The organism is Haloferax prahovense, assembly GCF_000723845.1.
Lineage (GTDB): Archaea > Halobacteriota > Halobacteria > Halobacteriales > Haloferacaceae > Haloferax > Haloferax prahovense.
The window spans coordinates 395178-416966 of record NZ_LK053000.1 but is presented as its reverse complement, the minus strand read 5'-3'; the positions used below and the strand labels follow the sequence as shown (position 1 = coordinate 416966).

Annotated in this window: 19 protein-coding genes and 1 pseudogene; 10 read left to right on the top strand and 10 right to left on the bottom strand. The window is 47.7% G+C overall.

What is annotated here, in order from left to right:
* Positions 1-234: 234 nt before the first annotated feature.
* The 3 genes and pseudogenes from BN984_RS18925 (at position 235) to BN984_RS01920 (ending at position 2272) form a co-directional block, all read left to right on the top strand.
* Positions 235-1011, top strand: a complete 777-nt coding sequence (locus BN984_RS18925) for a glycosyltransferase (protein ID WP_081909161.1) — start codon at positions 235-237, stop codon at positions 1009-1011.
* Positions 1001-1468, top strand: a complete 468-nt coding sequence (locus BN984_RS18920; protein WP_081909160.1) for a GtrA family protein — start codon at positions 1001-1003, stop codon at positions 1466-1468. The genes BN984_RS18925 and BN984_RS18920 overlap by 11 nt, the downstream gene beginning before the upstream one ends.
* An 85-nt stretch (positions 1469-1553) precedes the next feature.
* Positions 1554-2272: pseudogene (locus tag BN984_RS01920) on the top strand (transposase).
* A gap of 171 nt (positions 2273-2443) precedes the next feature.
* Here the strand turns inward: BN984_RS01920 and BN984_RS18915 are convergent.
* Entirely contained in the window at positions 2444-4585 is a 2142-nt protein-coding gene (locus BN984_RS18915; RefSeq protein ID WP_081909159.1) for a glycosyltransferase family 39 protein, read from the bottom strand.
* A 222-nt stretch (positions 4586-4807) separates the two neighbouring features.
* Here BN984_RS18915 and BN984_RS01915 point away from each other — a divergent pair, with 222 nt between their 5' ends.
* Positions 4808-6064 carry a sulfatase gene (locus BN984_RS01915; RefSeq protein ID WP_049967521.1) on the top strand — a complete coding sequence of 419 codons (1257 nt, stop codon included), beginning with the start codon at positions 4808-4810 and terminating at the stop codon, positions 6062-6064.
* A 2-nt stretch (positions 6065-6066) separates the two neighbouring features.
* Entirely contained in the window at positions 6067-7137 is a 1071-nt protein-coding gene (locus BN984_RS18910) for a glycosyltransferase (protein WP_081909158.1), read from the top strand.
* Between the two features lie 2 nt (positions 7138-7139).
* On the opposite strand, the gene BN984_RS18905 is transcribed toward BN984_RS18910, so the two are convergent.
* From BN984_RS18905 to BN984_RS18895, 3 genes are read right to left on the bottom strand one after another with little or no spacing between them, the layout of a single operon-like run.
* On the bottom strand, positions 7140-8531 hold the full coding sequence (locus BN984_RS18905) for a sulfatase-like hydrolase/transferase (RefSeq protein ID WP_081909157.1): 1392 nt from the start codon (positions 8529-8531) through the stop codon (positions 7140-7142).
* A gap of 2 nt (positions 8532-8533) precedes the next feature.
* The gene (locus tag BN984_RS18900) at positions 8534-9742 is read right to left on the bottom strand and encodes a glycosyltransferase family 4 protein (RefSeq protein ID WP_081909156.1); all 1209 of its coding nucleotides are present in this window, start codon (positions 9740-9742) and stop codon (positions 8534-8536) included.
* Between the two features lie 23 nt (positions 9743-9765).
* Positions 9766-10761 (bottom strand): polysaccharide pyruvyl transferase family protein, encoded by a 996-nt coding sequence (locus BN984_RS18895; protein WP_181950677.1) that lies wholly within the window; start codon positions 10759-10761, stop codon positions 9766-9768.
* Between the two features lie 88 nt (positions 10762-10849).
* On the opposite strand from BN984_RS18895, the gene BN984_RS18890 reads away from it, so the two are divergent.
* Both BN984_RS18890 and BN984_RS18885 read left to right on the top strand, forming a co-directional pair.
* Positions 10850-12265, top strand: a complete 1416-nt coding sequence (locus BN984_RS18890; protein WP_081909154.1) for a flippase — start codon at positions 10850-10852, stop codon at positions 12263-12265.
* A gap of 49 nt (positions 12266-12314) precedes the next feature.
* Positions 12315-13460, top strand: a complete 1146-nt coding sequence (locus BN984_RS18885) for a sulfatase-like hydrolase/transferase (protein WP_081909153.1) — start codon at positions 12315-12317, stop codon at positions 13458-13460.
* Positions 13461-13510: 50 nt separating this feature from the next.
* Here the strand turns inward: BN984_RS18885 and BN984_RS18880 are convergent, their stop codons facing one another.
* The 3 genes from BN984_RS18880 to BN984_RS01900 all read right to left on the bottom strand — a co-directional run bounded on the left by BN984_RS18880 (position 13511) and on the right by BN984_RS01900 (position 17799).
* Positions 13511-14791, bottom strand: a complete 1281-nt coding sequence (locus BN984_RS18880) for a sulfatase-like hydrolase/transferase (RefSeq protein WP_081909152.1) — start codon at positions 14789-14791, stop codon at positions 13511-13513.
* 85 nt (positions 14792-14876) lie between these two features.
* Positions 14877-16034, bottom strand: coding sequence for a hypothetical protein (locus BN984_RS19305; protein ID WP_156037873.1), 1158 nt, complete (start codon positions 16032-16034; stop codon positions 14877-14879).
* Between the two features lie 520 nt (positions 16035-16554).
* Positions 16555-17799, bottom strand: a complete 1245-nt coding sequence (locus BN984_RS01900) for a glycosyltransferase family 2 protein (protein WP_049967518.1) — start codon at positions 17797-17799, stop codon at positions 16555-16557.
* Between the two features lie 210 nt (positions 17800-18009).
* Here BN984_RS01900 and BN984_RS01895 point away from each other — a divergent pair, with 210 nt between their 5' ends.
* Positions 18010-18543, top strand: a complete 534-nt coding sequence (locus BN984_RS01895; protein ID WP_042662315.1) for a metal-dependent hydrolase — start codon at positions 18010-18012, stop codon at positions 18541-18543.
* A 380-nt stretch (positions 18544-18923) separates the two neighbouring features.
* Positions 18924-19079 carry a DUF7837 family putative zinc-binding protein gene (locus tag BN984_RS20190; RefSeq protein WP_008096085.1) on the top strand — a complete coding sequence of 52 codons (156 nt, stop codon included), beginning with the start codon at positions 18924-18926 and terminating at the stop codon, positions 19077-19079.
* 69 nt (positions 19080-19148) lie between these two features.
* Here the strand turns inward: BN984_RS20190 and BN984_RS01890 are convergent, their stop codons facing one another.
* Positions 19149-19616, bottom strand: coding sequence for a type IV pilin (locus tag BN984_RS01890; RefSeq protein ID WP_049967517.1), 468 nt, complete (start codon positions 19614-19616; stop codon positions 19149-19151).
* Positions 19617-19933: 317 nt separating this feature from the next.
* On the opposite strand from BN984_RS01890, the gene BN984_RS01885 reads away from it, so the two are divergent.
* A complete protein-coding gene (locus BN984_RS01885; protein WP_049967516.1) occupies positions 19934-20713 on the top strand; it encodes a hypothetical protein in 780 nt (259 codons plus the stop codon).
* A gap of 541 nt (positions 20714-21254) precedes the next feature.
* On the opposite strand, the gene BN984_RS19605 is transcribed toward BN984_RS01885, so the two are convergent.
* Positions 21255-21401, bottom strand: a complete 147-nt coding sequence (locus tag BN984_RS19605) for a hypothetical protein (RefSeq protein ID WP_004975916.1) — start codon at positions 21399-21401, stop codon at positions 21255-21257.
* Positions 21402-21615: 214 nt separating this feature from the next.
* On the bottom strand, positions 21616-21789 hold the full coding sequence (locus BN984_RS01880; protein WP_049967515.1) for a hypothetical protein: 174 nt from the start codon (positions 21787-21789) through the stop codon (positions 21616-21618).

The window sequence follows — 21789 nt, the reverse complement described above, 5'->3', positions numbered from 1 at the left end:
TCGCCAACCACACTAATCCGGGCTCTTAGGGAGTTTTAAAATCTACTTTTGCGATAAATGAATTCTCCGATAGATTTTAGTCACCTCTGTATAGTTATGACAAACATCCTATGTCTGAAGTTAGGAGAAGTATCGGTGGAGATTGGATGGCGTTATTTTGGACAATCCAATCTGGGTGCGAGGGGACCGTTCTAGATCAGGAACTCAAACAGAAAGATGGTGTAAGGCTTAACTATGTCATCTGAATCGTCAGTAGGGGTTGTCATTCCTGCGTACGACCCTGATCTCTTGACCCTAGAAAGATACATCGAGAACATCCGTCAAGTTCTCTCACCAGATGTAATCCGTGTTGAGATTGATTCACCGCGGAAGTCACATGTAGAACGTCTTGACGAAATCGTAGAAGTCAATGCCTCAACTAGTCGTCGTGGTAAGGGAAGTGCGATTATGGAAGGATTCGATGCACTTGATACAGACATTTTAGCCTTTGCTGACGCAGACGGATCAGTACCTGCACCGTCACTTGACGACATAGTATATCAGATCAAACAGGGGACAACAGACGTTAGTATTGCATCCCGGCGGCACCCATCTTCTAACATCGTTGCTCACCAGACAGTCGTTCGTCGACTGCTCGGTGATGCATTTGCGTTCGCCGCGCGAAAGATGCTTCCCACACAGTGCCGTGACTACCAGTGTGGCGCAAAAGCACTCACAGCTGAGGCATGGGAAGCAGTTGGGCATCATTGTTACGAGCCGGGGTTCGCATGGGACCTTGAGTTTGTTTCAGTAGCTGGTTCACTTGGATATGAGATTGCTGAGATTCCAGTTGAATGGGAAGACCATCCCGACTCAACGGTTAGTCCAGTCTCAACGTCAATTGAGCTAGCGACAGCACTAATTGATGTTAAGCGTCGGACTGATGCAATTGCTACTAGCCCGCGGTTTCGTGACGTAAAGAAAACTGAGCGCTCAAAGCTGATGAAACTCGGGAATAGCGATGGCGACTGAACCCAAGCTAAAGGCGCTTATCCATCGTGCTCGAATTGGTCAATTTATTTCAGTTGGTGTAGTTGGTGCGACAATTGAGACGACTATTGTTGCATTGTTGACTGGCATATTTGGTATCAGTCCACTAATGGCAAAGGCGGTTGGTGCAGAGACATCAATCTCAACAATGTTCGTTGTCAACGACCGATGGACATTTGCTGATGAAGGAGATGGCGGCATGGTCGCATTCGCGCGTCGGTGGACGAAGTCGCACTTGGTTCGTGTAGTTGGACTCTCAGTAGCATTTTCAGTACTCTACCTACTGACTACTGTTGTTGACTTTTCATTCCTCGTTGGCGGAATTGAGCTGTGGCCAACCATCGCAAATATTGTTGGAATCGGCGTTGGAATGACAATTAATTACGTTGCGGAGAGTTTGTTCACATGGAATGTCACCGAAATAATTGGTGATGCCTGATTCAAGCGGCTCTAGTGAATCACTAAACCACGGCAGAATCGCTCGTTAGTTCAAAAGAGTTGAATCGGAAGGTTGCCCATGATCCATGTCGAAAATCTCTCGCTTCACGAGCAAAGCGGTCACGATGGCTAAAAATGTTTTGTGGTCGAGGCGAAGTCGCAACCCACGAGGGGGTGACGGCTTCGCCGACTACACTCTCCTGTCGCTGCACTATCTGCGGATATACCTCAATGAGTCGTACCTCAACGCGTTGGGCCTCCTGAACGAAATACCGCATATTTGTGGGGAGATTGTCCTCAAAGAGGACGTCATCGACGCTGGTTAAGGGATTTGATCGGTCTCAGATGAAGGTCTGGCGAGTGCTGCTGCGCCTATCGGCGCAACTGCACGACCTCTCGGGTCACGCCACCATTGATGCCACCTTTTTCGACCGCGAAAACGCCAGCAAGCACTACTGCCGCCGTACGAATTACCGCGTTCAGACACTCAAAGCGACGGTTCCCGTCGACACAGAAATTCAAGCGGCTCTCGACGTTACTGTACGACCGAGAAAAACCACGACACACAACTCGGCTGGTAGGTCGCCTACGTTGCGGCAGGCGACCTGCACAGCCTCGCCGCTGACAAAGGCTACGGGCTGGATGATTCACGCGAGAAACTCCAAGAAGAGGATGTGAGACCGTCTTCTCGTCGATTAAGCGCACGCACGGCGACGCCGTGCGAACGCGAATGTGGTACCGAAAATTCCGTGAACTCGTCGTGAAATGTGTCGTTCACAACGTTAAGCGTGCGGAAAAACAGTAAAACCACCGGGTATGGCGATCCCCAGATCCGGTCCAAGCATAAACACGGGATAGTTGTGAAGAAATTTCGTGATTGAGATCGAATGAAATTTCTGAATTATAGTTGTACTAATTTCCACAGACATAAGCAGTACACATACCTGTGCCTTCCATCCGAGGTGGGAATCATCATTTATGTGAATTCCACAAGTATATGCTCCCCGTCACTATCAAGAATCGTATATTCTCTATTAATTTTGGTGTCTGTACTATTCTCTAGAAGAGCAAATTGAATATTTGTGTCTTGGTTGATATTACGTGGTTCCGTGACAAGCCGTTGTCTTTGGTCATACACAATTAGCGGTCTTTGAGCATAAAACGAGAATGGCATCGAAGCGCGGGTTTCCCAAGTAAGGGCAATTACCTCATCATTGGGAATCTCTTCAGATGCAGTTTGACCTAACTGTTCCTGTCCACTATGATTTGGACTCCCTACACCAAGAGGAACAGTCCCCACTAGAGAGACAGTTACTAACCCTACGAGTAAAATCGGTATCGCATGTTTTCCGATATGGTAGTCCGTAGGTCTCACCCTCTGAGCATAGTCCTGAGTGTAGTCTAGCAGCCGAATTAAAATGAGCCCAAAGAGTATAGCTACAAAGCCTATTGTTACTCCGTTGATCCAGGCTGTCAAAATTGCGCCAGAACCAAGACCTGCATACGCAACAGAGTCTCGATTAGCTGCGGAGTCAATCATTTTTCCGATAATTAACGCACATGGTACGAACATTGGCATTATGTACCACCCGTGATTGCCTGTAAACACAAATATACCAAACGTACTTGTTGCCCACCAGAGGAGAAACATTGGTTTCTTAAACTCTTGATTGCGCCAACCATATACAAGTAGTACGGCTACAGCGGGAAGAAGGAGGTAAACCCATGGGTCAAACTGAGCTGGGAAATTTTGGAAATATCGATATCGCATAAAGGGGAAAAGAGCTTGCGACTGTTCAGTAAAGCGTTCTCCTGTCGCACGCCCTAAGACTTGCTGTAGGAAAATCTGGAAAATAAACTCATCACGAAATTCGTACCAAGCATATAACGACCAAGGTAGTGAAATACTAGCCGTCACACCGATCATTGTAATGGCTTTTCGGGATAAGAATGCCCTATAATGCCAGATAGCTAGGGGGAAAAGAGCTATGACAAAAACACCGGCATTAAACCCTTTTGTTAGAAGCGCCAGACCGGCCAGAAGTCCCACGTATGGCAAGAGATCATCTCTATTTTTTGTTAAAGCCACATAAGACACATAAACAAATAAAGTGCCGAAAAACATTAGAGGAACGTCAGTACTTCCAGTACGTCCACCATGACTCTGAGCATAGATCATGGGCGTCGTAAATAGTACAAGGGCTGCGATTAATCCTGACCTCCGGTTAAATAGATAGGTTCCGAACCGATAGACAACAATCCCTGTGAAAATCGCTAACAGGGCAGATGGTAGTCTAGCTGAAAATCGAGTGACTCCAAAGACTGACATAGATATTCCTTGAAGCCAGAACACAAGCGGAGGTTTCTCAAGAAATGGTTGATACCCGTCACCTTGATTCGGAAATGTATAGAGATGAGGAATTATCCAGTCACCATTTTGGACCATATGTCGAGCAGCATTAGCGTAGATCGCTTCGTCCCACTGTCTAAGAGGTTGGTGGCCAAGAGATTGCAGGAACACGTATGCACCAATTAGTACGATCCCAGTAATTATCCAATAATCTTCAGTCTCTAATTTGAAACTGATAGCATATTGGTCGGGCCATATTTTTCTATAAATTCGTCTCCCTGATGAGAGAATCCGCTCATATGTCTCAGAGGTACTAGTTTGCGTGTATCTGACTTTATGATCCTGCCTAAATCCATCGTCAATAGGACGACTGGCTTCTGAATTCCTACCGCTATTCAGTTCTGACGCTTTCAGATGCTTAGATTCTGATGTGATATCACTTACTGGTGATTCCCGGAACTCTGATTTGTTTGCCGTAGCATTACGGGTTACAGCAGATTCCAAGTCCTCGTTTTCCTCAGGCGAGTTGTTATTTACTTGATTGATCTTGTCTAAAAATCTATCAACTTCGTCGCTACTAATACTAACTGTATCTGGATATGGCGAAAATCGCAGTCGAGTGTGATAATCAATTACTTCTTCAAGATTATCTGGGGACATCTCAAATTGTTCCCCAATCCTTCGTAAATACTCGGATACGGTCTCATCCGATCGCTTTTCTACTCCAGACTTATTTTCAATCTTCGGAATGGATAATTTGTCTTCCATCAGTAATTATCACCCGTGGAATTTCGGCGTGAATTCTCCTGAAACCATTATTATAACCATCCAACTAAAAATTTTGCTTCCAACCATTCACGTATAATGAGATGGTTATCTAAGTTAAGACCCCTACTTTCAGTCACTCATCCCGATTTGATTCCAACAGCAACAAATATTGGGCGTATCCTCCGGAAGAATAAAATCCTGTCATGAGTAGATATCTTCCAGATGACTACTGACTGGGACAATATCATCCTCCTGTCAGCCGACGCCCTTCGGGCCGACCATCTCTCGTGTCACGGCTACCATCGAGAGACTTCCCCGGTGTTGGATGACCTTGCGTCCGACTCGCTTCACTTCACGAACGCCTACAGCGCGAGTTCACATACGCGTGAGGCAGTTCCAGCGCTGTTGACTGGCGAATACCCGGACACCGCCATCGACGCGAAGTACCGACTCGCGACCGATACCGTCGCAAAGACGCTCTCTGACGAAGGCTTTGCGACAGCCGGCTTCCACTCGAATCCGTTCGTCTCCCGAGCGTACGGTTTCGACCAAGGGTTCGACACATTCGACGACGACCTCCACTTTGGGAAGCACAAGGTTATCGCGCTGGCACAGCGGGCGCTTGACAAACTTCGGAATCGCCACTACGCCCGCGCCGAGGAGATTAATGAGCGCTCGTTGGAGTGGCTTGATTCACTAGATGATGATGAGCCGTTCTTCCTCTGGAACCACTACATGGACACCCACGGCCCGTACGAGCCACCGGGAGAGTACGCGACGCTCTACACCGACGAGACGATTTCCGGACGAAACGCTCAGTCGCTGTATCAGCGGGCTATCAAGGATCCCGATTCGATTACCGACGACGAGCGCCAGTTGTTGATCGACCTGTACGACGCCGAGATTCGCTACAACGACAAGCGCATCGGTGAGTTCCTCGATGCTCTTCGTGAGCGTGGGCTGTTGGAGAACTCGTTAGTGGTCTTTACTGCCGACCACGGCGACGCCTTCGGCGAACACGACTACTACGAACACCCGCGATATCTTCACGACGAGATTACGCACGTGCCGCTAATCGTTCGCCATCCAAACGGTGAGTCCGGTGTGGTGGAGACGCCTGCGAGTACACTGGATATCGTGTCGACGATCGAATCTGCGTTCGGTGGCGAGTCGGAGTTCTCGCTTGTTGATCCAGTTACGGATACAGACCGGCGCGTGTTCTCCCAAGCACGTGGCGAGAACGAGGACAGTCACCTCCGGCGGTACGCTGTTCGGACTGCTGAGGACGTGTGTTTCTGTGAGCGAGACCGCGAATCTGGGGAAATCGAATTTACAGACTCGAGTAACTTGGAACTGCAGTCAGAACTCCGTGAGCACGTCAAGGCCCGGGTCGCCGTCGAGAACGGTGAGTCAGAAGGTGACGACGAAGACGTCGATGAGGAGATCGAACGGCGACTGGAAGCGTTGGGGTACAAGTAGGAATGAAGATAGGGATTAACGCCAGGACGTTCTCAGTTGATGAGCCAGGTGGAGCGGTTCAGGCGGCTATGATGCAAGCTAAGGAGTTATCAGCTCGAAATGATACTGAAGTGGTCTTGTTTGGCCACAAGTCTATTCGTGATGACTTTCCCGAACTGACTGTAGTTAGTGACAATTATATTAGTAGCTCACAAGCGTTCGGCATTCTTTGGGAACGCACATCCTTACCAAAGCTGGCTTCTAGTCAAGAAGTTGATGTACTCTATTGTCCAAATGGAAATGCACCACTCACATCAATTAGCGTTCCTACTGTCGTTTGTATTCACGACGTGAATGCAATAAAACGGATGTCAAGTAACATTCATTATATTTATAGACGGCTTACAATCCCATCCAGCGTGAATTCTGCAGAAGTAGTGACAACGGTGTCTGAGTTCTCTAAGAAAGAGATAACTAGTGAGTTGTCTATTGATGAAGGCAACATAAGCGTAGTCCACAATGGGATTTCGGACTACTACTTGAATGATGGACCTGGAAAACCACTTGATCTACCAGATGAGTATATACTTTATGTTGGTTCAATGAATCCACGGAAGAATATTCAGGGAATTCTGGATTCATTTAATATCCTAAAAGATAGTATGGAGGAATATAAGCTGGTGATGATTGGACCAGAAAATAAATCCATCTTCAAGAACTTTGAAGTCAAAGATAGTGATAATATAGTCACACCCGGGTATGTCTCTATTGAAGAACTCAAATTTGCATACAAAAATGCGGCTGTTTTCTTGTATCCCTCAAAGTATGAAGGATTTGGCCTCCCTCCAATTGAAGCGATGGCTTGCGGTACACCAGTCATTGCGTCACGTACAGCGTCTCTCCCAGAAGTTCTGGATGATGCCCCGATGTACGTGGACCCAAAAGACCCTCGAGATATTGCAGAGACTACCCAAACTGTACTTGAGAACCCGAAATTGTCTTCCCAGCTAGTTGAGCGTGGTTTTATTCAAGCATCAAAATATACATGGGAAAACTCTGCAAGTAGATTAATGGATGTCTTCCACACGCTATAGAATCACTTGTATCCCAAATCTTCTAGCTGTTTCATGGTTTCATCTGCTAAATCCACTTCAGAATCTTCATTTGAAAAGTCATCATTTATTTCACGACAACGTTCAACGTGTTCATTTAATACAGATTGAAGTCTTTCTAAATTTTTAGTCTCTTCAATTGATTTTTCCTGAGCATCAAGACTGGTTAATATCTCTGTCTTCGCAACTGCATACGAGAATATCGACTGAATTGTCCTTGGATCTGTCCAATCATCAAAGTCAATACTGTCCAGATCCATCGAGAGTAACTTTCGATCGCCGTCAGTTACAGAGCGGTAAATACATTGTCCACCAGTAATCTGACTTGATGAAAATAAATACTGTCTACTACTTTCATCACGGAGATCGTGTCCCTGTAGATCATCGCTTGAGCCTTGATATATCTGAGAGATAGTTGCTGCGATGTCAATTAGTTCTCTAGGTGACTGATCAATCCCTTGTTTACTCGTCTCACTCTCTGCAAACTTGGCGACGAGTGGGACAGAAATTAGTTCCTGATATGGATAAATTGCTTGGTGACCAACAAACGCAGACCTATCAAATAGACTATAATATATCCGTGTTTCTTTTGGGATCAAGTATTTCAAAGCTTTCTGAATTGCAGAATTTGAATGCTCTAACCTAGCATGTTCAGTAAACACCTCTCCATGATCCGAAGTCACAAATATATCCGTTTGATTATAGATATTCTCAGACTTGAGCGTCGAAAGCAACTCGCCAAATAACGAGTCACAATACTCTATGTTCTCTCGATACATCTCATCCACAACAGAGAAATCACTTAGTTCACCTCGTCGCATCGTTTCTTGATCACCATCAATAAACTCATGAGTAAAACTGGTATCTGGTGTCACATATGGATGATGAGTCCCCAGCGTCCAGACGAGAATAAAAAAGTCAGTATCAGATAGTTCACGGATTCGTGGTAGTAGCTTTTCATTGAGCCGTTCACCAATATCTGGCTCGAGTCCTGCTCCATCTTTACCCAACTGGTGAAATTCATCAAACCCGTTCGAGAAACCACGTTCCTTTGACACAACATTTGTGGTAGAAAAGCAGATCGTTTTGGCACCAGCTGCGTTTGGCCCGTCTGTAATCCTTGGTAATCCGCTATCAATTGGTTGACTGAACTGATTGCTCTGGTGAGCTTCAGGGTAGAGTCCCGTGAATATACTACCACTAGATGGGACCGTCCAAATCCCTTGGGACTGAACCTGATCGAACTTCACTCCATCTTCAGCAACCTGGTCAATATTCGGTGTATTCACATCTGAATCGTAGCACCCAACATAATCTCGCCGGAGGCTATCGAATACGTATACAATACTCTGTTTATTATTGTGTTTTGGAGACATTTTCACTTTGATTCCATTTCAGAGAGGTAATGATTTTCCAACTGGTCTACGTGATTTGTTAGCGTGTTCTTCTGGGCCCAATCGTGTGCATTTTCACTCATTCTCTTATCAAACGATTCATGTGCCAGAGACAGTTTGTTCGATAAGTCTTTAACATTTTCCGGGTCAAATAGTTCACCTGTAATTCCTTCTTCAATAAGCTCTGGTATCCCTCCAATGTTTGCACCAATTACGGGTGTAGAGTGACTATAGCTTTCGTATATGACCATTGGAGAATTATCGTACCAACGAGAAGGAAGTACAGTAGTATCTGCTAGTTGGTAATACCTATCCAACTCCTCCTCTGAAACAAATCCATGGAACTGTATTCTTTCATCCCCCTCCGAACGTCGTTCTAGTTTCTCTTTTTCAGGCCCTTTACCTAGTATATCTAGACGCACATCTTTTTGATCTAACTGTTCAAACGCACTAATTAATATATCAACACCCTTCTGCTTCGTGATTTGACCAGCAAACAGAATCCTAAAATCATCTGTTTCTACATAATTTATTTCTTCTCCAGAATTACTCGGAGACACACCCAATTTAAGCCGATCGCAGGGCGTTGACTCAAACAGTCCTGACTCTTTATGCTTATTAATTACAAATTGGGAGGGGGAGAGTACTTGAGTAATATGTGGCTCAATGATTTTTTTATTGAAAAGTCGGAATGGGTTCATTATTTTTCGCACTCCAATAATTTCTCCATTGTTGAATAGGTCTGGACGGATATCAATTAATCTGTAGTCGTGTAACGTGTGAATTATTGGAGCATCTATTGCCCCAGCTGCTGTAAATACTGCAGCAGACAATCCCCCAAAATTATTTGTGTGAATTACATCTGGTTCCAGACTTAGTAATTTGCTTTTGAATTTCGCATATATCTGCGGGTTCCACAAATCGATGATGTGTTGAACTGGCTTTTGCCATGGACTAGCATCTCTGTGCTCAATCGGAGTATACATGTTCGCTGGTGTGATTCGGTAGACATCTACCCCGTTCCGTCTCTCACTATTGAATGAGCTTACAGATCCTGAGTCACTAGCTGCCGTTGTCAGTACTGAAACCTTGTGGCCTCGCCTAACAAGTTCTTCAGAGACGTTTCGTACGTATTTCTCTGCACCACCGATTGTCTCTGGTGGGTAGAGGTTGGATATATAACAGATGTGCATATTATTTTCCTTGACCCGGCGAGCTATCCTACTACTTCTCTAAGAATATCTTTCACTTGGTTTATCTGCTTTTCTTTTTTGTCTTGAAGTACCTGTTCGGGGAGCCTTACTGGTCCTTCTGTAATATCTTCTTCTAAAATTTGGTCAAATAGTTTTGCCCTCGGGGTTTTGAAATCGAACATTGCTTTATTCCCGTACGCAAGTGTTGGAACACAAGAGTGAATCCGGTCAGAGTATGTCACGTCAGTATTCGCGTACAGGAACAGATAATCTTCAAGAGTATCTGACATGAATATATTCTCTGATTCGAAGTACTCTTGATTTTTCTGACCCCAAATTAGGTTTTTAACTGCTCCCTCGTGTGGCTTCATAAACGGATTATGATGGGGGCGAATCACCGGAAGCTCTGTCGTGAAATTTGTCTCCTCGGCTCGGTCAAACGCTGAGATGACAAAGTTATTCGTCGAGGTTGGTGGTTCATACCAATCGCTGATGTAAAATGCGCAATCTATACCCGAAAAGGAATGCTCAAACTCTGAACTATAACAATCGTAGGCTGTTTGATCCCGAGTTATTATTGCTGGAGAGTGGAGGCTGTCAATCACCTTCCGAACGTATCTTTGAGTTCCAACTTCATAATTTCCACCACCCGCACCCAAAAATATAATCGGGATATTCCTTCGGTTCAGTCTTTTCAGTAAGTCGTGGTACGCATCTAGAGCGAACTCGTAGAGGATACAGCCAGGAAGAACAGCCACATCAGCATCGACAAAGTCAGCGATGTTCACCATTCGATCTTGAATATCAGGACTCCCGTTGCGAATCTGAGGTACACCGAGTACGTTGCTTATATTCCCAATTTCACCTTTTGCCTTCCGCTCAGCACTAATGTTTGGGTATCCACTAACTTCGATTATCGTGGAATCTGGAGCTGCCTGCTCAAGTAGCGCTTTCGCTCCTTTATCGATGAACCCATTTCCGATGTTTGTCAGCCATGTCCGAAGTAGAAGTATTCTCACGATTCGTTCGTCTTATCCAACTGTCATAGCTCCTTCGGTTAGCTTAGTGGCAGAAACATTATTATGGACCTAGATAGTTGATTATTTAATGGGGATTCAACGGTCAGGAATTAAATTATTAGTGTCAAAGATTGGCAGCAGTCTCGTTGGGTTCATCGGTTTATCTTACTTCTCCAAATTGTCTGGTGGATCTATCCTAGGCCCATTTTTTCTCATACAAGCTGGACTGGCAATAACAGCCATTCCAGCGGATTTAGGAATTAGATCTGCGGTTGAAAAGCGGATTAGTGAAGGACAAGATCCTGGTGTGGTCTTGTCCTCTGGAATACTCTTGAAGGTTATTTTACTGTGTGCTACTGGTCTTGTCGTGTTTTTCTTTCGAAGCTATATCAATTCGTATCTTGGAGGGTCATTCTGGCATATCTTTTTCTTGGGATTAGTACTCCAAGAGGTAGCACTATTGTTTATCGGCGTTTTGCGGGGTGAACTAAGAGTTGGTGATACTGCACTCATGTCATTTATCAGAAATACCTCTTGGGTTATCTTTGGCTACTTACTATACACCCTCGGCATCGAGTATAATGCACCAATCATTGGTCTATTGATTGGATTTGTGTTAATCTCAATAATTGGGTTGTTGAAAATCAGTACTAGCTTTTCTAGTCCCTCGTGGGCACAGATGCAATCCTTAGTTGACTTTGGTAAGTACGACGCACTATCGAAAGTTAGCTGGCAGGTTTTTAGCTGGCTGGATATCCTAGTGATTGGCTACTTCTTGTCGTCGGTCCATGTTGCTGCGTATGAAGTCAGTTGGAGAATAACTGCGGTCACTACTTTACTTGCAACAGTCATCTCTACAACGATCTTCCCTCACGTGAGCTCGTTGTCTTCAGCTGAACGTGAGCAACGTATCGAAGATATTGTGAAGAAATCGCTAATCCCATCATTTTTGATAGTTATCCCATCATTATTTGGTATTCTTGTCATAGGTCCGGAGATCTTGACAATTGCATTCAGCGATCAATTCATATTTGCAAAAAATGCACTCGTTATTCTTATGATTCTTCGAATTGCACAATCTGCACATTCAATTTTTAGCCGTTCTCTGTCTGCATTAAACCACCCAGAGCTTGTAACAAAATCAAGTGTTATTACAGCAGTAATAAATGTATGTCTCAATATAGTTCTCGTCCCATTGTATGGTCTTGCTGGTGCAGCTAGTGCTACTGCAGTATCTTATTCAATCAACTCAATAATTCAATACAAGTATCTTTCTCAATATATTTCTGTGCATATTCCAATTAAAATTGCTGCTTGGTCGCTAATAGCTAGTGGGATTATGTTTTTATCTATTAGCTACGTCCATACCCTCATTACAATTGATTCATTGGTGAAATTAGTATTAATTATTTGCGTTGGTGTTCTATCATACTTCCTCTCAATATTATTTTCGTCAAGGGTACGTTCGGAGATTCGATTTGTAGTCAAATCCGTTAAAAATTGAGTTTGAAGCAACAGTAGGTTATATGCTGGTGTATCAACAGTAGCAATGTATGAGTGAGATCCAAAACGTAGTAATATTTGTTGTAGATGCTCTTCGGTGGGATTCATTACCAACAGAGGTGGAATCAAAGGGAATTGTAAGAAAAACGATTGCCCAGTCATTATATACTGTTCCTTCCTTCTCATCGATCGCAACCGGACTTTATCCACAGGAACATGGTGCAAATGGCTGGGGGGAAAGAATATCTTCCGACGTAGATACTATCTTTGATCTAGATGGGTACGATACCGGATTCTATCAAGAAGTTCCTCCAAATAAAGATGCAGTATATTCCGTCCTTCGCCAGAATGAGCAGACACCACTCTCTGACCTGGAGCCCCCATTCGTCTATATGGAGCGAGACTTAAGCCCGCATATGCCCCTATTGTCATATTCAGACACACAACAATATTTTAAAGACAAAAAGAACAACTGGCCAGATATAGAACAAGACTACCATGATGCGGTTGCCGAAAGTGCTTCTACATTCGAAGAGCGGTTAGACTATCTTGAATCAGAAGGTATTCTCGATAAGACACTAGTTGTGTTCACTAGCGACCATGGTGAGTTATTGGGAGAACACGGATGTGCACTTCACAGTTCCCCAACTGTTCCAGAACTCGTATACGTACCAACAGTATTTATCCATCCGTCATTGGACTCTAGTAATTCTAATACTGGTGAAGTCATTGAACACGTTGATATAACCTCAACAGTAACAGGTAATCTCGAAGATACAGACCTCGAAACATCCGGAACAGACATTCTGAATTCGTCGCGTGATCGAGATTGGGGTTATAATCACATAAGAATCAACCGTGGAGGACGGACATTTTATGATGCAGACAGTCTGTGGACTAAAGATGGTGGCTACGTGAGAGTTAATAATCCGTTGCTATTAAGATTACTATATGTGCTAAATGAAGTTTTCCGTGCGCCATCTAGATTTGCTACCCGTCCAAACGTCGTGAAAATGATCCAAACATATAGCCGACAAAGTACTCAATTTGGACAACTTGACAGGTCCGATTCAGAGTCGAATGATTTGATTGACAACTTGATTGAGAGCTTTTCTGAACACTCGGCCGATGAAGGAGAGAAGTTAGATTCTGAAATAAAAGATCACCTCTCTGATCTTGGATACGTAGATACTTGAAACAAATTAGAAGTCACCCGATGAGAAGTTCTTATTTTTACTAGTCAACCTCAACGGTAGCCAAGTGCCTCTAATTGATCCTCTACTATTCTCCCTGTTGTTGCAGACTCGCCTCGATTCCAGTTATCGGGTAATTCATTGAGCAATTCAGCGTGTTCAAATTCCGAGTTGAAGTCCTCTCCAGTAGCAGTCAACTCCGCTGTCAGGGTGACATCATCTGCTTCAGATCGGATTAGCTTCCTATTCTGTCGGTATACTGCTTTCCGTTCAGGACCGTATCTAACACCTTCACAAATTACTGATCGATTATGTGGAATGTCCTTCGCCCACGTACAACCACTAAACTCATTTAGGGATGATCCAAAAACGTATTTTGTGACTGTTTGAGGAAGGTCAATAAGACTTGCACGCCCGCCCTCAGGTCGTAACTCTGGACAGCTAACACCAACTGGGACACGTGAAACCATATCGAAAGGAGTACCCCCGTGGCCCACGCCGTAGTTTGGACGGCTGTCGGTGAATAGCCGATCTTTTTCATAGTGTTCCCAATGTGCTTCCCCATGGTCTCCACAGATGAGGATGAGTGAATTCTCATCTTGATTTCGCAGCAACTCTTGTAAGGTGTCTTCAACATAATTCAATGCTGCTTGATAGAGCTTGAGCCGTTGTTCCCGATAGTTTCGACACTTCTCTGAACCGTCGTAGGAGTTGGTATACTCATGTATAATCTCGAGGTTGGGCAGATCAGTGTCAACATTTTGCTTTTCAATATATTCCTTAGGTGGTGTTATGGGTGCGTGGAGATCTCCAAGATGAATATACGCGAAGGTTTTCTCTCGTCCATGACTCCAAGATTTATACTTTGAAACAAGTGTCTCAGCAGGTTCATCGGCCCATACTCTATGTTTTTGAAACCAACCCCTGCTTGCCATAAAAGGCATTGGAAAAGCGAATAATCCAAGTGTGTCATAGCCACGTCTTTCAAATACACCAGGGAGTGTTTCAGTAGGGCTTGCCTGTTCAGGCATTGCAAACGTGTCGTCACTAGGTAGGGTATGCGCAGTAGCACCATGCTGGTGGGGATACTGTCCAGTCAAGTAGCTCGTAACAGAAGGAAATGTCCAAGTACTCGGTGCGACCGCACTAGCCCATGTCAAATCTAAATCTGGTGTGTAATCCGGACGCAGAGCATCTATACTGATTAATAGTATGTTGTCAATTCTGCCATTTCCTTCAGAAGTCTCTGGGGAAGAGTGTAGTATATCTGATTGTTTGGACAGAGTGTAAAAATACAGGGGTCGAGTTAATTTTTTAATAGTTTCCGGAACCATAACGTATAGCCAGACTATACGAGCCCATATATGTTAAGATTACCACTAGTTCAACCAGACAGATAGTGACCTCAATCCAATAAGTCTACCAGCAAAACCCAAGACCAATTGGTCCATTATTATAGATTGAATTGTCTGGTTTGATTATCTCTGGAGATCGATCAACGGCTAGCTGACTGGGGCATTGTTGGATATCAAATATATCCTGATGTTCATTTTGGTACGCTGCCCAGATATCCTTCTCGTATACGAAAACGGGATCTGAATTGTAATTAGATAGCCAACGGCTCGCTTGGTGCTGTGATTCACTATAATGACTCTCTGCTAGAACTACATTGGATCGGTCAGACACCAGTTGGTGTGCACCTAATGCAGCTATCTGAGTTGACATAAATGAGATGACGAGAACTATAGCAATAACCTTCCTTGCTGTTGTAATTGTTTCACCTTGGTCTAAAACATAAGCTAGTGCAGGCACAGAAACCATCGGGACTAAATAAATCAGCAATCGAATTGGATCCAGCGGTAGTACCCTTCCTGCTAAAAGTGTTGCAGCGTATACGATTGAAATGACTGCGCCGTATCCGATCCAAGTATATTCCCAGCCAGAGGCGCGGCGTCTGCTCAAGACTGAAATAATACAAAGCAATATGAATAAGAAGATGACTACAATTGCACCTCTAGAGATAACGGCAAGAACGGAATTGGGAACGCCAGATAGGTCTGCTCCTGTTGCAGTTGTCTGGCCAGATGATAAAGAAGAGATAACAACGGCGCTAAATTTAGAGGAAAATTGGTTGGCAACATATATGAAAAATGCAACAATAGAGAGACCGTATACTGCCTGGGAGAGGCTACTGATCTCTCTCAATTCACCTTTTGGTTGAAGTCTATCTAGATGGGACAATCGCCGTATAGCCTCTGGTAATGCATCAATTAGTACAAAAACAAAGATGAATACTGATGCCGCATGATGGGTTAACGCAATTGCCATCAACAAAATGAGTGTCACTATCCGTCCGTTGAGCCCCCGTTTTGCAGAATATAGCGAAACGAATAGAATTGTGAATAGTAACACTGCTAGGCTTTCCTCCACAAATTTTGTGTAAAAACTTATCAAAGACCTCGTACTTGCAAATGTAATTGCTCCAAGGAATGCAATCTGAATAGACGTCTTCCGATTTAGTGAAATATAGATCATTGCTGGAGCGGCGGCAGAAAGTAATGGCACATACTTTGCCACATTAATGATAGATTGTCCAGTAATCGCGAATATGATCGAACTCAAACTGTAAAACAGAGGCCATGAACCTTCTGTCTGAGTTATTGTTTGAATCGAGGCACCCGTGAGAAATGTTCGGAACGCAGGTAGAGACCGAAGGTACGGATCGTACCCATAGAGACCCATTTCAGTAGGGTCAATGATGATTAGCGCAGATAACGTAGACACAAGTATAAGTGCACCAACATGTACTAGCTTAGATTTCGAAGAGAGTGTAAATACAGTAGCGACAGCGAACAGACCCCCAAAGAGTAAATAAACGACAAAATAAGGCATTTGAATAACAGAAAAGGTGGTGAGCGTAACAGTAGTGAAGACAGATAAAAAGAGAATAATTACGGATTTAGATATCGATCTCATATTGTTCAACAATAGTTCGCTTATAGGACATATATCTGTTGTGTGACTGTTCAGACAAGGAGTACAATCGATGATGATGGCCAGTCAACGCCGATTATAATCTCTATGGTAAATAGAAGCCCTAGGAGTTAATTGAACCCAACAGGAACGACCCGAACACCATCTGCAACCCGACCACCACAGCCACAGTCGCAACCACGTCGGCAACCGCGATCGGCAGCGCACTGAACCCACTGGTCACCCACGTAACGGCCAGGTAGCCACCGTAGGCCAGCCCACCGAGGAACACGAGCGAGCCAATCGTCGCCCCTCGCTCAAGCGAAATCCGCTTCGTAAACCAGGTCGTAAACGGATCAGAGGCCCCACGAACCGGATCCGAAGACACCGTCGAGAAGGCTCCGAACAGCATCAGTTGAAACCCAGCGAGCGTCAGCAGGCCACCACCAATCCCGGTGTGAATGCCGAACTGCGCACCACCGATCTCCAGACCACTCCACGCGAGCACCAGCGCCAATACACCAACCACAGACAGGCCGAAGCCGGGTGCCGAAAACAGGTAGCCGGGCGCATTGACCAACATAAACCGAACGTGTCGCCAGCCATCGGGGAAGCTCTCCAGATTGGCCTCACCCTCACGGGGATGGTACGTAATCGGCTTCTCTTCGATCTCGAGATCCTTCGCCCCGGCCTCCATAATCATCTCGCTGGCGAACTCCATGCCCGTCGACGAACACTCCATGGTCTCCCAGGCGTCTCGAGTAAAGACACGCATCCCACTATGCGCGTCACTCACGCCAGCGCCGTAGAAGACGTTCAGGAATTTCGTCAACAACGGATTGCCGACGTGTTCGTGCAGCGGCGGCATCGAGCCGGGGAGAATCTCACCCTCCAGCCGCGAGCCCATGGCCATATCCGCATCACCGGACCGGACCATGTTCAACAGCTTGGGAAGCTCCTTGAAGTCGTAGGTACAGTCGGCGTCGCCCATGGCGATGTACTGGCCGCGGACGCGCTCGAAGGCGTACAGGTAGGCGTAGCCGTAGCCCTTGCCGTCGGGTTCGATGACGACCGCACCATTCTCTGCCGCAATCTCGGGCGTGCGGTCGTCCGAGCTGTCGGCGACGACGACCTCGCCGTAAATCTGCATGTCCTCGAGGGCGGCTTTGACCCACTCGATACACTGGGCGATGCCGCCCTCTTCGTTGAGGGTGGGCATCACGACCGAGAGCGTGGGCGTGATCTCGCTGTCTGCGGACAGGAGCAACTCATCACCGCTGAGTTGGATATCCGATGCTGACGTACCGTGTTTGCCGTTACCCAGCTGTTTCGCATGCTGAGTGTCGTTGTGTGCGCTTGACGTTCCCATAGAGATTGACCACCTGTTTGTGAGCACCGCCGAATCACTGTGCAGTGTTCGGTGCACTCCACGAACGGTTTCTATTGTGTTGACTCGGAGAGGCTCGTAAAGAGTTTATCGTCTGAGCACTCTGTGTAGACAGAATATAATATTGATAATATATATGCGAAAACAATTTCGATGAATGAGTTTATGGGCGGGACGCGCCTGTATCGGCGTGTGTATCCCCTTGGCCACCTCGCATTCGGCTATCTCTCCGTCGTGGCCCTCGCTCGCGTGCGTGACTGGGAGTTCCGCTACCCTCACGGCCTGACGCTCGCCCTCCTCGCGATAGGGACGCAACTGCCGGACATTATCGACAAGCCGCTGGCCTACGCGGGCGTGCTCCCCAACGGCCGGTCGCTCGCGCATTCACTCCTCATCGTCGTCCCCGTCGTGTTCCTGGGCGTCCGGTATCTCTCGCGTCGAGGCTACGGCACCGAAGCGCGGGTGCTCGCGGTCGCAATCGGGTCGCACCTCCTCGGTGATTCGTATCTCCTTGTCGTCCGCCAGGAGTGGCGCGAACTCGGCTTTCTGTTGTGGCCCGTCGTCCCAGCCCTCCAGTACCCGAGCGACGACATCGCCCCGTGGGTCCGGATTCTCAACGCGGGGTTCGACAGCCCACAGATGCAGTTCCAGTATCTGTTGTTCGCCGGTGCCGCGACGATCTGGCTCGTGAGCGTCTATCGACGACGCCGGCGACCGGCGGCGTGACGCCCGTGAGCTGTAACATACATATGTTTGTTCTATAATCGACAGCAAAGAATGGTTACAATACCAACTATTTTGTTCCACGCTAACACACACCATTATTGGGGGAGGAACGAGTTGTCAGCTCGGCACCCAACATCGAACGACGACTGCGCATCTGAGTGACCACCACAGCGGTCGGTGAGTCACCGACTCGGGACGCTTGCAGGGGATTGGTTCCCGCAGTCTCCGCTGAGAGAGTGGCGTGCGTGTCGACGAAGACCGCTCCCCGGTCGGCGTCGATCTCGTACGAAACGGGTTGGTGCAATCCCAATCGATATACTCGTGCTGCTGGTAGTCAAGGCTAGGAGCACGCGCGTACGACACACGCTCTCAGCCACCCTATGATCGACGAGTCAACGACGATTGGCCGTTGTCCGGACTGCGAGACGGAACTCCACGAGTATCACGTGTTAATCGAGTTCGAGACGGAAGACGACGAGACTGGCGTGTTCGCGGACTGTCCTGAGTGTGATGACGTCGTTCGGTTGAATCGGTAGAGCTTGAAGGTGCCGCTAGTCAGCTTCGGACAGCGTACTCAGCTCTCAAAAACAGATGAAATTGGGTCGTTACTGCGGAGCGGTCTGCTTCTGCAGGGTTGCAGAGTTCGAACCGGATTCGGACGTCCAGACGACGCGAATGCTTTCCCCAGCCCAAGTGCTGTCGGTCGCCGGCTGCTTTTCTACGACCGTGCTATCACCAGCACCAACTGAATCTGCGAACGCAGAGCCGTCGTATGCGTAGTCGGTCGCGACTGTTACCTCACTACCATCAACAGTCACGGTAAGTCGGTCGGCATCAACCGAGTCGCCCGATTCGTGGGTGATAGTGACCTGTGCTTCACTCGCGTCTCCACCGTTGTTGTCGAAGTCAAAGCTGAAACTCGCCTGCGGGGCAGTGTCGCCGACTTGGTCGCCGAGGCCGAGAACGAACGTCCCGATGACGGCCGCGAGGATGACGGTAATCGCGACCATCAGAATCACGCCAATAACCGGCGAAACAGCGGAGTCGTCTTTGAAGAGGTGTGTAAGTTGCATTGTATATTTCCTGTGCCCGAACAGACGGCGGTCGACGGTATCGATCGGCGCGTGTCGCACGCAGCGAACAGATGAGGTACCTGTTGTGTGGATGCGAACCCCTGTTGTGGGCTTACAACCAAACATATGTTGGGCATGCTAATAAAGATAGATTGAGTGACTATCTCATAGCACGGAACAATCACAAACACAGACAATTCGAGAGGAGACCCATCGAAACAGCCCATCAGAACCGGTTTCACGAGTCGCGGTTGTCACACTCGTCCTGAATGTCTCGAATCGCGATAGTTATCTCTGAGCAACACGTTCAGGCTCTCATGCCGCTTGCGACGGAGCCAGCAGTCGCGCGGACGTACGTAACGCCGGTCGACGACGCGTGGGCGTACGTTCTGCAGTATCGCGAGACGATGGACTACGTCGCGGCCACCCCCGACAGGGGGTCGACCGCAGTCAGTACCACCCTCAATCTCCCACGGAGTCGCGTCCGCGAGTGGATGGACGGAAGCGTCCCGGACGTGGTCCGCGGGCTGAACACGGCCATCGAACGCGGTTGGTTCCCCGAGTCACTCCGCCAGCCGGCCGCCCGCGCGCTCAACCGACTCGTCGCCGCGGTGTTCGCGACGGGGAGCATCGCCCTCGAGAACTACCGGCCGTCGTTCGTCGTCGACGACGCGACCCGCGACGTGGTCGCTGACGCGCTCGCAACGCTCGGCGCGGGGAGTCGTACGATTCACACTGACGACGACCGACGCGCGACCGAACTCGTCCCGCGACGCGACGGGGCGGTGTTGGGCCGGGTGCTCGCCGCGGCCGGCGCGCCGGTCGGCCCGAAGGTCCAACTGGAGGCACTTCGGCTCCCCACGTATCTCGACGACGCCCCGCTGTCGATCCAAGTCGATTTCGTCGAACTCTATGTCGACAGTCGGGGGACCGAACTCGACGGGAAGGCGACGACCCCGCTGCTCGAACAGCGCAACGAGACGTTTCGGCGCGACCTCGCAGCGCTCGTCTCGCAAGTCACAGACGAACCCGTCTCGGTCGGCACCAACGGCGTGTATCTGTCGGCGACGGCCGCGCGTCGACTCGGCGTGCGGTGAGTCCGCTGGCCGAACACAGACTGTGGTGTCGACTACCCAGATTGAAATCTATTCTTGTTGAGTGACTAAATTGACTCAGCTGAGGCCAGGTGAGTATCCAAAACTTCAGTAGCAGAATAAATTTCTCAGTAAATACGGAAGAGTGACAGACTATACCGCAACTAGTAGAAATATCCTCCAGTATTTGGAGGTGAGAAATCGACGATTCTCGATCAAAGATGTGTCGTGTGACGTATTATATCTAAATCATCACACAGACCATACATAGTTTAATTCGAACTGTCGACCCGGGTGAGTGCGTCTGGATGACGCTCCCCTGGAGTTTCTATGCACACGATAATATTATCGGCTGCATACTGATCGACCGCGAACACGAACTGGACTGGGTGGCGTCCCAGTTCACGCGAGTGACCGCTATCGAGTCGATTCGTCTGGTGTGATGGCACTGTTCGAGACCGAACGGGAAGCGTCGCTGTCTCGGGTGGCGCATCGCTCGACGACTGGTATCGCAGGGAGTTGAGAACGGCGTCAATCGACGGTGCTAGTCCGACTGGTCGGTCACGCCGTCACACGCACAGAGTTGCAGCGCATTCCGAAGGTGGAAGTCCTTCTCGACGGGATCGTCTGTTTCGAGCGCTTTGTGCAGATGGACTTTCGTCTGCTCGACGAACGACGACGGTTCACTCATCGCTCCGGGTGCAGGTCTCACCAACAGGCGTTCGGAAGCCAACCACGGTCCGGGCCACGCGAGGTTCGGATTGTTGCAACATACCACTCATGTTTCCTAGCTAACCTTATTTTCAAAAGTGTTTCTAGACGGTTTCTGTCCCTGCAGCCGTGTTTCAGTGGGTTTCGATGCGAATATCGATAGCTAGGTCCACAAATAGTCAGTCGACACCCGCTCACCACTCGGCGAGTCGACCGTCGTCGTGATGCCAGACGGGATTGTACCAGTTGACCTCGTCTTGGGAGCGCTCGCGGACGTACGCCTCGTCCACGTCGATACCCAGTCCCGGGTCGGTCGGCCGTTTGACGAAACCGTCGGCAAAGTCGAACTGGTGGGGGACGACGGACAC